The sequence below is a fragment of the Bacteroides intestinalis DSM 17393 genome, assembly GCF_000172175.1.
Lineage (GTDB): Bacteria > Bacteroidota > Bacteroidia > Bacteroidales > Bacteroidaceae > Bacteroides > Bacteroides intestinalis.
The window spans coordinates 1,252,468-1,266,064 of record NZ_ABJL02000007.1 but is presented as its reverse complement, the minus strand read 5'-3'; the positions used below and the strand labels follow the sequence as shown (position 1 = coordinate 1,266,064).

Genomic DNA, 13,597 nt, shown 5'->3' with positions numbered 1-13,597 from the left:
GGAGTAAACGCCACACCCGAACGCCTCCAATGCCACACTTCAGCAAGACCGATGCCACACTTCGTGGTCGTCCAAGTGTGGCACCGGCACCCGCGAAATGTGGCATCGCGGGCGTTGAAGTGCGGCATCAGCAAACGATTTTTAAAAGTATAAACTTAAAACAATCCAACGAACAATGAGAAATTTTCATCAGTACGGAATCGACACCAAAGGCCGCAACAGCGGCAAAATCAAAACCATCTGCCCCCAGTGTAACGACACCCGCGGACACAAAGGAGACAAATCGTTTTCCGTCAACCTGAGCGAAGGAACATGCTACTGCCATCACTGTGGCTACAAACTCTACGTGCCCGACGATGCCGAAGAACGCCAACGCCAACAACGCCGGGAACAACGCCGGAAAGCCAGCCAACTGCCCTCACACTTCCGCCGCCCCACCTTCGACCCTGCAAAAGCAAAGTTGAGTGAGAAACTGGAAAAATACTGGACGCAAAAACGCTGTCTCGCCCAAAACCTGCTCGCCGAACTGCACATCACTGAAGAATGCATCAAACTACCGGGTAGCAACGAGATAGAGAATTACCTCTGCTTCAATTACTTCGAGAATGGTGTACTCATCAACACCAAGTACCGCAGCGCACTGAAACACTTCAGAATGGTGACCGGCGCCGAACTCATCCCATACAATATCGACGCCATTGCCGACACTCCGGAGTGCATCATCACCGAAGGCGAATTCGATGCCTGCGCCTTCATGACTGCCGGGCGGAAAGACGTCATCTCCGTGCCCGCCGGTGCGCAGAGTAACCTCACATGGATGGACAGGTTCGTGGAGTCGCACTTCGAACCCAAGAAAGTGATTTACATCGCTGCCGACGAGGACGGAGCCGGACAAGCGCTGCGCCATGAACTCGTCCGCCGCCTGGGAGCGGAGCGTTGCCGCCTGGTACACTTCGGCCCCGGATGCAAGGACGCCAATGAACATTTGATTCTTTACGGCGCTCAAAGTCTTCTCATCACTCTGGCGCAAGCCGAAGAGATCCCGCTGGAAGGCGTATTCACCGCCGAGGACTACCGGGAAGACCTGCGTGCGCTCTTCGAAAACGGGCTGTGCCGTGGTGCTGATACGGGTTGGGAAAACTTTGATGCGAACTGCACTTTTGAGACCGGGCGGAACGTTGTGGTGTCGGGAATGGCTGGACACGGGAAATCCGAATTCGTCGACGAACTTGTCCTGCGCCTCTGCCTGCGCCATGAGTGGAAGATAGCCTACTTCAGCCCCGAAAACTTGCCAGTCAATTACCATCATGCCAAGCTGATTGAAAAGTTGACCGGACTGCAATTCGGCCCCGGCCCGGGCATGACGGAAGAGCTGTACAACCACGCTGTGAACTGGCTGACAGCCAACGTGACGCACATCTTGCCGGGCACCGAGGCCTGCACCATCGACCATATCCTGGAGAAAGCCCGCCAACTGGTATACCGTCGCGGAGTCCGCATCCTCGTCATCGACCCGCTGAACCGCCTGGACCAGCAATTGGAACCGGGGCAGACGGAACTGATGTACATCACCTCGCTGCTGGGCAAGCTGGGACGCTTCGCCGCGCAACATAAATGCCTGGTCATCCTCGTGGCACACCCGCGCAAGATGAACCGCAACACCGCCACCGGAGAACTGCGCCGGGTGGAGATGAACGACATCAACGGTTCGGCCAACTTCGGCAATATGTCCGACTACTGTCTCTGCGTGAACCGCGACGATGCCAAACAACTTGTCACCGTCTACATAGACAAAGTCCGTTTCAAGCACTTGGGTAGCGGCTATACCCATGCCAAGTTTGTCTACAACCGCATCAACGGGCGTTACTGGCCTTGCGAGGAAGACATCGTGCACGGACCGGACGGTGACAAACCGGGACCGGTAAACACTAAATTCGATAATGAAAATTGGTTAAAAAACAATTCCGATCAAGGTTGTTTATTCGATTAATAATCAGTATATTTGTATATATTTTAAAGCAGTAAACAACCTAAACTTTAACGCATGAAAAAAGAAGATGATTCAAACCTTGACGCCCACTTCCCGATACGTACTTACGGGAAAGGCGAACTGGCAATGTGCTACATTCGCGGGGTGTGCCAGCATACCGCCGTCAAGCAATTCAACGAGTGGATACGCACGGCTCCGGGACTGGAAGAACGTTTGCTGGCCACGGGTATGAAGCGCGGTAGCAGACACTATACGCCTGCACAGGTACAACTCATCGTCAATGTTTTCGGGGAACCTTAAGGTTCCCCGTTTTTTTGCACTTCAAAATCGACTCTATCGTCCCTTATTCTCCCATAACGTCCTGTAACGTCCTGTAGCCTCCCTTAACGTCCCTCCTCCCTTGCCTCATGCTGTACCTTTGTTGCATCAACGTTGAAAAATTGATTATTAACTATTAAACATTACTCAACATGTCAAACGCTTTAGTAGTGCGCACACAGCGCCACAAGAAAATCGGAGACGCAGCATCTCCGATGGTTTTCACCCTGAAACGTAAATCGAAAGATGCAAAGATCTTCGACCTCGAACGCATCGCGCAGGACATCGAAGCCTTGGGCGGAATGTCGGCCGAGGACGTGGTACACGTCGGTAAAGCCATTGTGCGCCAGATGCGCCAGGTGATGACCGACGGTAACAGTGTCCGCCTAGACGGTTTCGGAATTTTCCACACCACCTTTAAATGTCGCGCCACCGAAGTGGCCAAGGACTGTACGGTGAAAAATATCGAACGTGTCAACATCCGTTTCAAGGTGGCCAACACCTTGCGTCTGGTGAACGACAGCAATGCCAGTACCAGAGGGGGTGCCAATAACATCACCTTCGAATTAGTGTCCGAAGACGGCAGCTCGTCCGGTGGCAATTCCGGTGGCGGAAATACTGGTGGCGATGGCGGAGACGGCGGTATTGAGGATGATCCGCTGGGATAGGGTCTAAAGCCGGAGGCTTTGGAAATTAAAAATTAAAGGCTGCGCAGCCTGCTTATCATTTATCACTAATCACTAATCACTAAAAAACTCTCTTATGAAAAAAACGACTTGGGACAAGATTTTGAAGGTAATCATCGCGGTGGCTTCGGCTATAATAGGCGCTTTTAGTGCAAATGCGATGAATTTGTAAACACGTATGAGGAAGATCGATTTAATCGTCATCCATTGCAGTGCCACCCGCGAGGACCGCCCCTTTACCGAGCACGACTTGGACACCGCCCACCGCCTCCGTGGTTTTGATGGCATTGGCTATCATTTCTACGTTCGCCGTAACGGTGATATCAAGTCCACACGCGCGGTCGAGAGGGTCGGTGCCCACGCGCGTGGGTACAATGCTCACTCAATCGGTATCTGTTATGAGGGTGGACTGGACAGCCACGGACTGGCAAAGGACACCCGGACGGAGTGGCAGCGACATTCGTTGCGGGTACTGGTGCGGACGCTGAAAATGGATTATCCGGAGGCACGGGTAGTGGGACACCGGGATCTGAGTCCGGATGTGAATGGAAACGGGGAGGTGGAACCGATGGAGTGGACGAAGGAATGTCCGTGCTTTGAAGTGGAGAAAGAGAGGTGGTGACACCTCTCTTTCTCTATTATTCTTCTATCCCATGTGCCGTATGAATAAACTTCTTGTTCGCCTCTTTCAAACGGAACAAATTGATAAACATCAGCAAAAATGAATAAGGAACAAAACAAATAGCCTTTACCAGACGCCACTTCCAGAAACGACGGGGAATAGCAACAGCCAACGCTAATAATAGCACCCCAAATATCACCCACCATTTATAAGCCAATGCCGGGAACCATATAGAAAAACACACTGAAAAGATAAAGGTAAACCCCAACAATAACACCCGCGAAAACGAGGCTTGTTGAAAAAGTTTATCGCAAAAATCCCATTTTCGATCACGAATAGCCGGAAACAGATGATTCACAAATTCACCAAAACTATAGTACTGGGCAGACAACCAGCGTCGCCTTTGCTGATAGAAGTTCTTGGTTTTCTGTATTTTCTCATCCAGCACATAGGTATCCGGCAAATAATGAAAAAAGATGCGATGATAAAGCAGCTTCATTTCCAAAACCCGATCAAACCCTCCAACTGAAGTGTTACTCATCATAGCTTTATAAAACAAAGAATACTCAAAAGCCATACCGGAACCTATCAAAGCTGCCGACATCCCTAAATTCACATGCCCCAAACGGAATATAGAGTTATTGATTTCCTCACTGATAGCATCCAAATAGGCCATATTAGTATTCAGGTTCTTTGCAATACGATGCGTTTGAACCACCTGTACTTTAGGATAAGCAAAAGCACTATTCAGTTCCACAAGATAGGAGGAATTGATTATATTATCAGCATCTATTATCAAAGCAATATCATAGGAATCCTTACCCAAATATTCAAGGGCAGCTTTCAGAGATTTTGTATTTGTACTCTTCTCGAAATCTACCTGAAGCAGTTTTATAGGTAATGCACGCAGTTTCTCATTTGTAGAAGGTTGCATGTGATCTGAAATCACCACTACATCATATCTGTCACTCGGATAATCTTGTACCAAACAAGCCTGTACCGTATCCATTATTACAGCATCTTCCCGATATGCCGCAATCAATAATGCAATCCGTTTATGTTCCTTAGCCGGAGCCATTTTAGCAGGTTTACGGCGAAGTGATGCTAAGCTATAAACTAATAAATACAATATGTTTATTGCAAACAATACGTATAAAACCCAATCGAGTATAAGCAGTATCTGTTCCAAAATTAATTTTTTATGTAGATGATGCTACAAATATACAAAGAATGACTGAAATAATCATCATTTCTTAAAAAAAGAAAATGTCCCATTTTTCACTTTGGGACATAAAAAAACGAGCAAGCTCTCACGAACCTCTCGCCTCTGTAAGAAAAGCCTTTAAGGCTTTTCTTTTAAACTGCATCATTGTTACCTAAAAATCAATCTTCTTTTTACCAAAAATAAAACTTCTAATTACCTATAAAAACAAACTTTCTCTTTTACCTTTTATACCTAATTACCTATTTTCTTAATCCAAATTTTAGCCTATGAAAAACTATTAACTAAATCTTTTTACCCTAACTAATCCTTTATTGAAAACTAAAAAACTAATTTATTTAAAAGTCAAAATCATGAGCAGTTTCTCAACTGCGATACAAAGGTATGAAAAAATCCCGTGCACGCAAACAGTCGCACGAAAAAACATGTGTTTTATAACATATTTTTAAATTTATCCAACTTTGTTTACGGTTATAATCACTTTCGAATACTCTCATAATCATCTGTTAACGTTTTTATGAATGCAACGAGATCGGCCTCTTCTTCAGGGGTCAGACCAAGGTTTCCCAACTCATCACGATTGACTGTGGCAGGACACTCGGCAGGAGGAAATTCATCACTCACGTCGCGTACATTATAAAAGTGAATGATCTCTTCAAGAGTTTTAAAATAACCATTATGCCCATAAGGAGCGGTCAAAGCAATATTGCGCAATGTAGGAACACGGAATTTGCCATTTTCTTCTTCTTTGCCCACAATGGGACCTAATCCCAAGTCAATACTATCCGGAGTAAGAAGAAAATAGTCGGTCGGCACACGAAAATGTGGATTTTCCGGATTACGCGGAATACCAAGATTGTCATAAGTATGATCGGTAAAAAGAACACGTCCGGCACGCTCATCTTTATCCAGGATATGGCACTCAGCACACATTCCTTTATTTTCAAAGAGATCCATTCCGCGTGCTTCTGTTTCTGTAAAGACATATTCCCCTCTCTCCCATGCATCATATTTGGAGGAAAAAGAATTTACTTCTTCGGATTGCTGATAAATGGAAAGCGCATCCGTGATATGAGCATAGAGGGAATCTACATTGTCGGTTTCACCATAAAGACGTACTAATTCAGGATAATACGATGCACGACGCACCTTGTTTACAACTGATTCTTTATCGGGATTTCCCATCTCTACAGGATTAAGGAATGGTTCGCCTGCCTGGTGCTGCAATGATGGGGAACGTCCATCCCAAAAGAGTCCACCTACATAAGTCTCCTCTTCCTCATCAAAATAGAGCGAAGGAACGTACATAGAGTAGCAAATAGTCATAGAATTACGCTGGGAGTAGAGGCCGCGAACAGCACCTTCGGATACAATGCGGGAATCACGGTCAGCGAAACCTTTATCAGCCGTATGGCAAGTTGCACATGATTGTCCTGCAGGCTCAGAAAGCTGGGTATCTTGAAAAATAAATTTACCTAACGCCTCTTTCCGGCTCTGAAGTGATGAGGAATGATTACAGGAGATAAATCCTCCTATTATTCCGCCACAAAACAAAATAGACAATAGTGCTTGCTGTTTCATACAATAGCGTTTTTTCTGTTATTCATCATTGACTAGACAAAAGTAATAAAAAAAAGAGTTTTATCTATGTTTTGCCATAGATAAAACTCTTTTTACTCAAAGAAGTTGTTATTTACTTCTTATTCTTATACCAATTCTTATTCGTGGTTCCCTTTGATTTTACCCAACCAATAAAATCAGGATAGGTATCATATATCTTCACACCTTCTGTAGGAATACTAAAGTCGAGAATAGGAAGATTAATGGCAAACGGCATAATATCTACTTCTTCTCCATAGCGGGTGATATAATAGATTCCCTCATCGATATTTGACATATCATCACTCGTATTAAAGAATGACTTATCAGCTTTATCCGTAGGTGCGTAATTTACCAGATGCACTTCCCTGCTTCTACCATTAACGAATATGAAAGGATTGTAAGGAGGTGTCACCTGACTCAAATCAACATCTGCCAATTCAATGGTTACGGTGAACTTCTGATTTAAAACGCTTTTCATATTATCAAACAGGATTACAGTAGGATGCGATTGAGCCGTCTCTATTTTCCAACCGTCAGGACCCGAAACTTCGATACTTCTTACTCTGTCCGGTGTAAGATTATGGAGCTGATATCCAAAACCGCAAATGTGTGTGCCGCCACTGTGGAGTGGAATAAATTCATCTACAATCTTATAAATTTTATTACTTACAACATTTCGATACAGAGTAGACTGATAGGTCATCACAACATCATTCATATCATAATCTTTTTGTGCCGGCCATTGGTCTTCGTAAGCTAAAGTTCCCTTATAGGTAGTGGTGACATTGCTGGGAGGATCTACCGGAGGCAATTCCGGACCACCCGGATCAATAGCATTTGCTTCTGCAATCTTCAGATAGAAGGTAGCATCACAATAATCAAAATCTACATTATCCTCAAAGCCGATAGCTACAATCTGATCCGTACCTCCATCACGCAAAGCTACTACACGCTGTGAATTATCATAATTCATAGTACTATATGAATAACGAATTCCAATACCTTTCAAAATATCACCAGACTTGAATGCATTTGCCTGCAAAGACCATCCTACAGTAACACCAGCAGGAAACTTATCCTCAAATTTCTGCTCATCTTCGTTCCAATATTTAAGTTTCACCTCATGTCCACACAGCAACGATCCCGTACGCTCTCCATCAGAAACTTTAGAAATTGGAGAAGCATTGGGGAATGCAAGCACTTTTTGAACTGTTTCCGGAGTAGGAACAGTCCCTGATTTATAAGTGAAATACCCTACTGTATTGTTAAAACTGGCACTACTTGCCACAAAGACAAGGCTCAGCTCTGTATCTTTGATTATCTTTATCTCAGAAGTCGTATTATTATTAAGCCATTCGGGATGTAAGTCCTTAATCTGGCGCCCGCTAATGTTACTGTACGTACTCCGAATACTATATAAGATTTCTGCCGGTGGTGCACTCAAGGCAGCCTCCATATTATTGGGCATACCGTATCCATCCCAGTCTACACCAGGCATAAGCATCCAATCATCCAAATAATTATGGCCACCAGTTGTTGTACCCCTTGTCTTAGTTTGCAGCGATGCAATGTATGCACTCTGATTATAGTTTATCTCACCATTAGAAATAGTCAACTTAACCGGTGAAATAGCACCTAAATAATCAGTGTAGAGCCATACTTCCGTAATGTCTGAAGGAATTTCAACCGTACCTGAATATCGTCCTTTCTTGTCAGTAGGAGCCGAGTAGACAGGAGACAGTGATTCATCTTTTATCCATGAATCATTTTCTTCCTTCATAGGGTCTTGACTATAAAGGTCAAAAGTGATATAATAATCACCTGCAAACCCGTAGTCCACATTTACTTTTACCTGCTGCATCATGCTGAAGTCAAAAACTTCCGAAGGCTTGAGAGGGGTATTCTTACCGGTCTCCTCTCCTCCTCCCTGATACACATCTCTATCCGTGCAGCTACCCAGTAGAAGCATTGACATAAGGGACAGGAACACAATCTGTTTCATCTTTCGTTGTTTCATACCTATATATATTAATAATATAATTCGATAAACGCTTATTTGGCTACAAATATAAAATTAAATAATAAGATATACAAGTTTTCAAGGAATAAAACTTAATAATATATACAAGTTTTATAAAAACCAAAAGAATAGGATATACAAGTTTTCCGGGCTTACTATAAATACTCCACAAGAAATAGTGTATATTATAAAAAAACAAACCATTGGAGTAGCAACAATCTGCCAACTCCAATGGTTGTCCCCTTTAAACACCTTTAAACAAAATGAAATATCTTATTTTCTTGCTTCTGCTATATAAGCCAGCGCTTCTTTACATTTTTCAGTAACATAAGCCCAATCTTCCGCAGCAACTTTATCGCCAGGGAAGAGTTTTGAACCCATACCTACGCAGAATACACCTGCTTTAATCCAGGAAGTCAAGTTTTCCTGAGTAGGTTCTACCCCACCGGTCACCATCAACTTAGACCAAGGCATCGGAGCCAGCAAGCCTTTTACAAGTTTTGCACCGAGAACATCACCCGGGAATATCTTGCAGAGATCGCAGCCTGCTTCTTGTGCAAAGCCAACTTCCGACACACTTCCGCATCCCGGAGTGTAAGCCACCAAGCGGCGGTTGCAAATCTTAGCGATTTCAGGATTGAACAACGGACCTACAACAAAGTTAGCACCCAATTGCAAATAAAGGGCAGCCGTCGCAGGATCTACAATAGAGCCTACACCCATTGCCATCTCCGGGCATTCTTTTGCCGCAAACTTCACAACTTCTGCAAATACTTCGTGAGCAAAATCACCACGATTGGTAAATTCGAATGCACGAACACCACCTTCGTAACAAGCTTTCACTACTTTTTTTGCAACTTCTGCATCTTTATGGTAAAATACAGGAACCATGCCGGTTGAACCAATTTTGTTCAGCACAGCTATTTTATCAAACTTTGCCATCTTCTTATAACTATTTTTTAGCGTTGAACACGTCCACTTGCATCACCACCGGCCAGTGATTCAACTTCTTCTACAGATACCAGGTTAAAGTCACCATTGATAGTATGCTTCAATGCAGAAGCGGCTACTGCAAATTCAAGAGCTGCACCCTGATTGGGTTTCGTCAGCAAACCGTGAATGATACCACCAGAGAAAGAGTCGCCACCACCTACACGGTCGATAATCGGGTTGATATCATAACGCTTGGATTCGTAGAATTCTTCGCCGTTGTAAATCATTGCCTTCCAGCCATTGTGACTTGCAGAGAATGATTCACGCAAAGTAGAGATTACATATTTAAAGCCGAATTCTTTAGCCATTGCCTTGAAAATACCTTTGTATCCTTCAGCATCCGTCTTTCCGCCTTCTACGTCAGCATCGGGTTTAAAGCCTAAGCAGAGTTCTGCATCTTCTTCATTACCAATACAAACATCTACGTACTGCATCAAAGGCTTCATGATAGACTGAGCTTTCTCTTTTGTCCAGAGTTTCTTACGGAAGTTGAGGTCAACAGAAACCGTAACACCGTGACGTTTTGCAGCTTCACAAGCCAATTTGGTAAGTTCGGCAGCTTTATCAGAGATAGCAGGAGTAATACCTGACCAGTGGAACCAATCGGCACCTTCCATAATGGCATCGAAGTCGAAATCAGCTGCATCAGCTTCAGCGATAGCAGAATGTGCACGGTCGTAGATTACTTTGCTGGGACGCATGGAAGCACCTGTTTCAAGATAGTAGATACCCACGCGATCGCCGCCACGGGCAATGAAATCTGTTTTTACACCATATTTGCGCAATGCATTTACAGCAGATTGTCCGATTTCGTGTTTCGGCAATTTAGTCACAAAGTAAGCATCATGTCCGTAATTGGCACAGCTGACAGCAACGTTTGCTTCACCACCGCCATATACTACGTCAAATGAATCAGACTGAACAAAACGAGTGTTTCCCGGAGTGGACAGTCTCAACATGATCTCACCTAATGTAACGACTTTCTTTCCCATAATCTTATTTATTTTTTAATATGTGATTAATTTAGAACTTTCAATTTGTCATTTTAGGGCCAAAAATAGCCTTAATCACCTGATACCATGGAGAGTAAACTAAAATATGGTTCGTTCTTCATAGCCTTCGTGTGCGGGCACAAAGATACAACAATTTTCGTAATTACAAAAATTGTCATATATTTGTGCTGAAAATATTAAGATTATTATTGTGTGCGAGCACAAGAGGAAGTACAATTTACCATTTACAATGTACAATTTGGCTATGCAGATAAAAGCTGAGACAGGCAGTGACTTGTAAAAAGCGCAGATGATAAATGGTAAATGCGTAAATGATAACTTGTGAAATGCGTAAATGATAAACCACAGAATTGTAAATTGTACATTGTAAATTGTAAATAACCTGATGGCAGAAAGAATTAGAATCAAGGATATCGCCAAAATGGCGGATGTATCAGTGGGGACAGTAGATCGTGTGATACACGGCCGTAGTGGTGTGTCGGAAGCCAGTCGGAAACGGGTGGAAGAAATCCTGAAGCAACTGGATTACCAGCCTAATATGTACGCCAGCGCACTGGCATCCAACAAGAAATACGCATTCTCCTGCCTGCTGCCGCAACATGAGGAAGGCGAATACTGGACTGCGGTAGAAGCCGGCATTCACGATGCACTGATAGCGTATTCGGATTTCAATATCTCCGTAGACCTCTCCTATTACGATCCGTTCGATTATCATTCATTCGTAAATGTCGCCCAAGGCATCCTGGAACAGGCACCGGACGGCGTCATGTTTGCCCCCACCGTGCCGCAGCATACGAAATCTTTCACAGAGGAATTGAACCGACGTTCTACACCTTATATATATATAGACTCAAATCTGAAAGATCAGCCCGCCCTTTCCTTCTTTGGACAGAATTCTCACCAAAGCGGATACTTCGCCGCAAAAATGATGATGCTACTTGCAGGAAATGAGCAGGAAGTAGTAATCTTCCGCAAAATAAACGAGGGTATTGTGGGATCTAACCAGCAGGAACGCCGCGAAATCGGTTTCCGGGAGTATATGTTGAAGCATCACCCCCACTGCCGCATTTGGGAACTGGACTTACATGCCAAGCGGGACAGTGATGATGCACAGATGCTGGACGACTTTTTCAGAAAACATCCGAACGTGAAGAATGGTATCACTTTCAATTCAAAAGTGTATATCGTTGGAGAGTACTTGTTGAAACAAAGAAAAACAGCTTTTAATCTGATGGGGTATGACTTACTGGAGCGTAACGTGAAATGTCTGATGGAGGGCAGCGTATCTTTCCTCATAGCCCAACAGCCGGAGTTACAGGGATTCGACGGAATCAAGGCGCTATGTGATTACCTGATTTTCAAAAAGGAAGTTCCAAGAGAGAACTTTATGCCGATTGACTTGTTGACGAAGGAAAATATTGAATTTTATCATAATAAATAATAAGAGTAATTATGGAAACTAAGTACCTTAAAATCAACCCTGCTGATAATGTAGCCGTAGCTATTGTAACGCTGCCAGCAGGAGAAAAACTCACTGTGGACGGAGTGGAAATCACTCTGAACGAGGAAGTACCCGCCGGACACAAATTTGCATTAAAAGATTTTGCAGAGGGCGAAAACGTCATTAAATATGGGTACCCTATCGGCCATGCACGTATGGCAAAGAAACAAGGGGAGTGGATGAACGAAAATAATATTCAGACGAACCTGGCAGGATTGCTGGACTATACTTACAATCCGACAAGTGTAACACTGGATATTCCGCACAAAGATCTGACATTCAAAGGGTATCGCCGCAAAAATGGCGAAGTGGGCATTCGTAACGAAGTTTGGATTATACCGACTGTAGGTTGTGTGAACGGTATCATCAACCAACTGGCCGAAGGTTTGCGCCGGGAAACAGGCGGTAAGGGTGTGGATGCAATCATGGCTTATCCGCATAATTATGGCTGCTCACAGTTGGGTGACGACCATGAAAATACAAAGAAGATTCTGCGTGACATGGTATTGCATCCCAATGCCGGTGCAGTTCTGGTGGTGGGCTTGGGTTGTGAAAACAATCAGCCGGATGTATTCCGCGAATTCCTGGGAGAGTACGATGAAGATCGCGTAAAATTCATGGTTACTCAAAAGGTGGGCGACGAGTACGAAGAAGGTATGAAGTTGCTGCGCGAGCTATACGAAAAAGCAAGCAAAGACGAGCGCGTGGATGTTCCTTTGAGTGAATTGCGCGTGGGTTTGAAGTGCGGTGGTTCGGACGGTTTCTCAGGTATCACAGCCAATCCGTTACTGGGAATGTTCTCCGACTTCCTGGTGGCACAAGGCGGTACAAGCGTATTGACGGAAGTTCCGGAAATGTTCGGTGCGGAAACCATATTAATGAACCGTTGCCGCAACGAGGAACTATTTAAAGAAACAGTGAAATTGATTAATGACTTCAAGGAATATTTCCTCTCACATGGCGAACCGGTAGGCGAAAACCCATCTCCGGGAAACAAAGCGGGTGGTATCTCTACCTTGGAAGACAAGGCACTGGGATGTACACAGAAATGCGGCAAGAGCTATGTGGAAGGTGTATTACCGTATGGTGAACGTCTGAAAGTGAAAGGTCTGAACCTGCTGTCGGCACCGGGAAATGATCTTGTTGCTGCCACAGCACTGGCTTCCTGCGGTTGCCACATGGTATTGTTCACTACAGGACGCGGAACCCCGTTCGGAACCTACGTACCGACCATGAAGATTTCAACGAACTCCACATTGGCAAAGAACAAACCGGGCTGGATTGATTTCAACGCAGGAGTCATCGTAGAAAATGAACCGATGGAAAAGACTTGCGAACGGTTCATTGATTATATAATCCAGGTAGCAAGCGGCGAATTCGTAAACAACGAAAAGAAAGGTTACAAGGAAATTGCGATCTTCAAGACAGGAGTAACTTTATAAATTGACAATTAAAAGATAGCTAATTGACAATGAAGAGATAAAGGGCGGGCAAAAACTATTTTGCTCCGCTCTTTGTTTTTTATAATTTTGCAGCGAATTAATAAAGGAATAAGAGAGTGGTAAGGTGATAAGGTGGTAGGGAGTAAGGTGATAGGGGGATAATGCCCTGTGATATATAGCGCAGCTAC

General features: G+C 44.2%; 12 protein-coding genes. 7 read left to right on the top strand and 5 right to left on the bottom strand.

Annotated elements, in window-relative coordinates; genetic code table 11:
• The first annotated feature begins 175 nt into the window (after window positions 1-175).
• The 5 genes from BACINT_RS08675 (at window position 176) to BACINT_RS08660 (ending at window position 3,616) form a co-directional block, all read left to right on the top strand.
• Window positions 176-1,990, top strand: coding sequence for a bifunctional DNA primase/helicase (locus tag BACINT_RS08675; protein WP_007662295.1), 1,815 nt, complete (start codon window positions 176-178; stop codon window positions 1,988-1,990).
• 54 nt (window positions 1,991-2,044) lie between these two features.
• The gene (locus BACINT_RS08670) at window positions 2,045-2,290 is read left to right on the top strand and encodes a DUF4248 domain-containing protein (protein ID WP_007662292.1); all 246 of its coding nucleotides are present in this window, start codon (window positions 2,045-2,047) and stop codon (window positions 2,288-2,290) included.
• Window positions 2,291-2,460: 170 nt separating this feature from the next.
• Window positions 2,461-2,976, top strand: coding sequence for an HU family DNA-binding protein (locus BACINT_RS08665; protein ID WP_007662291.1), 516 nt, complete (start codon window positions 2,461-2,463; stop codon window positions 2,974-2,976).
• A gap of 94 nt (window positions 2,977-3,070) precedes the next feature.
• A complete protein-coding gene (locus BACINT_RS24160; RefSeq protein ID WP_021966955.1) occupies window positions 3,071-3,166 on the top strand; it encodes a smalltalk protein in 96 nt (31 codons plus the stop codon).
• 6 nt (window positions 3,167-3,172) lie between these two features.
• Entirely contained in the window at window positions 3,173-3,616 is a 444-nt protein-coding gene (locus BACINT_RS08660) for an N-acetylmuramoyl-L-alanine amidase (RefSeq protein ID WP_007662289.1), read from the top strand.
• Window positions 3,617-3,632: 16 nt separating this feature from the next.
• Here the strand turns inward: BACINT_RS08660 and BACINT_RS08655 are convergent, their stop codons facing one another.
• The 5 genes from BACINT_RS08655 to BACINT_RS08635 all read right to left on the bottom strand — a co-directional run bounded on the left by BACINT_RS08655 (window position 3,633) and on the right by BACINT_RS08635 (window position 10,445).
• Window positions 3,633-4,805, bottom strand: a complete 1,173-nt coding sequence (locus BACINT_RS08655; protein WP_021967306.1) for a glycosyltransferase family 2 protein — start codon at window positions 4,803-4,805, stop codon at window positions 3,633-3,635.
• Between the two features lie 510 nt (window positions 4,806-5,315).
• Window positions 5,316-6,419, bottom strand: a complete 1,104-nt coding sequence (locus tag BACINT_RS08650; protein ID WP_007662280.1) for a cytochrome-c peroxidase — start codon at window positions 6,417-6,419, stop codon at window positions 5,316-5,318.
• A gap of 112 nt (window positions 6,420-6,531) precedes the next feature.
• Window positions 6,532-8,457, bottom strand: a complete 1,926-nt coding sequence (locus BACINT_RS08645) for an LruC domain-containing protein (protein ID WP_007662279.1) — start codon at window positions 8,455-8,457, stop codon at window positions 6,532-6,534.
• Window positions 8,458-8,733: 276 nt separating this feature from the next.
• The gene (locus tag BACINT_RS08640; protein ID WP_007662277.1) at window positions 8,734-9,402 is read right to left on the bottom strand and encodes a bifunctional 4-hydroxy-2-oxoglutarate aldolase/2-dehydro-3-deoxy-phosphogluconate aldolase; all 669 of its coding nucleotides are present in this window, start codon (window positions 9,400-9,402) and stop codon (window positions 8,734-8,736) included.
• A gap of 17 nt (window positions 9,403-9,419) precedes the next feature.
• Complete coding sequence (locus tag BACINT_RS08635; protein WP_007662276.1) at window positions 9,420-10,445, bottom strand: sugar kinase; 1,026 nt, start codon at window positions 10,443-10,445, stop codon at window positions 9,420-9,422.
• Window positions 10,446-10,851: 406 nt separating this feature from the next.
• Between BACINT_RS08635 and BACINT_RS08630 the strand changes: the two genes are divergently transcribed.
• Together BACINT_RS08630 and BACINT_RS08625 are read left to right on the top strand one after the other, a co-directional pair.
• On the top strand, window positions 10,852-11,907 hold the full coding sequence (locus tag BACINT_RS08630; protein ID WP_007662274.1) for a LacI family DNA-binding transcriptional regulator: 1,056 nt from the start codon (window positions 10,852-10,854) through the stop codon (window positions 11,905-11,907).
• Window positions 11,908-11,918: 11 nt separating this feature from the next.
• Entirely contained in the window at window positions 11,919-13,409 is a 1,491-nt protein-coding gene (locus BACINT_RS08625) for a UxaA family hydrolase (protein WP_007662271.1), read from the top strand.
• The last annotated feature ends 188 nt before the right edge of the window (window positions 13,410-13,597 follow it).

Excerpts from the sequence above, each read along its gene's own strand:
- BACINT_RS08630 (WP_007662274.1), top strand. The coding sequence starts at position 10,852 with ATGGCAGAAAGAATTAGAATCAAGGATATCGCCAAAATGGCGGATGTA.
- BACINT_RS08645 (WP_007662279.1), bottom strand. The coding sequence starts at position 8,457 with ATGAAACAACGAAAGATGAAACAGATTGTGTTCCTGTCCCTTATGTCA.
- BACINT_RS08625 (WP_007662271.1), top strand. The coding sequence starts at position 11,919 with ATGGAAACTAAGTACCTTAAAATCAACCCTGCTGATAATGTAGCCGTA.
- BACINT_RS08665 (WP_007662291.1), top strand. The coding sequence starts at position 2,461 with ATGTCAAACGCTTTAGTAGTGCGCACACAGCGCCACAAGAAAATCGGA.
- BACINT_RS08640 (WP_007662277.1), bottom strand. The coding sequence starts at position 9,402 with ATGGCAAAGTTTGATAAAATAGCTGTGCTGAACAAAATTGGTTCAACC.
- BACINT_RS08675 (WP_007662295.1), top strand. The coding sequence starts at position 176 with ATGAGAAATTTTCATCAGTACGGAATCGACACCAAAGGCCGCAACAGC.
- BACINT_RS08650 (WP_007662280.1), bottom strand. The coding sequence starts at position 6,419 with ATGAAACAGCAAGCACTATTGTCTATTTTGTTTTGTGGCGGAATAATA.
- BACINT_RS08670 (WP_007662292.1), top strand. The coding sequence starts at position 2,045 with ATGAAAAAAGAAGATGATTCAAACCTTGACGCCCACTTCCCGATACGT.
- BACINT_RS24160 (WP_021966955.1), top strand. The coding sequence starts at position 3,071 with ATGAAAAAAACGACTTGGGACAAGATTTTGAAGGTAATCATCGCGGTG.
- BACINT_RS08635 (WP_007662276.1), bottom strand. The coding sequence starts at position 10,445 with ATGGGAAAGAAAGTCGTTACATTAGGTGAGATCATGTTGAGACTGTCC.
- BACINT_RS08660 (WP_007662289.1), top strand. The coding sequence starts at position 3,173 with ATGAGGAAGATCGATTTAATCGTCATCCATTGCAGTGCCACCCGCGAG.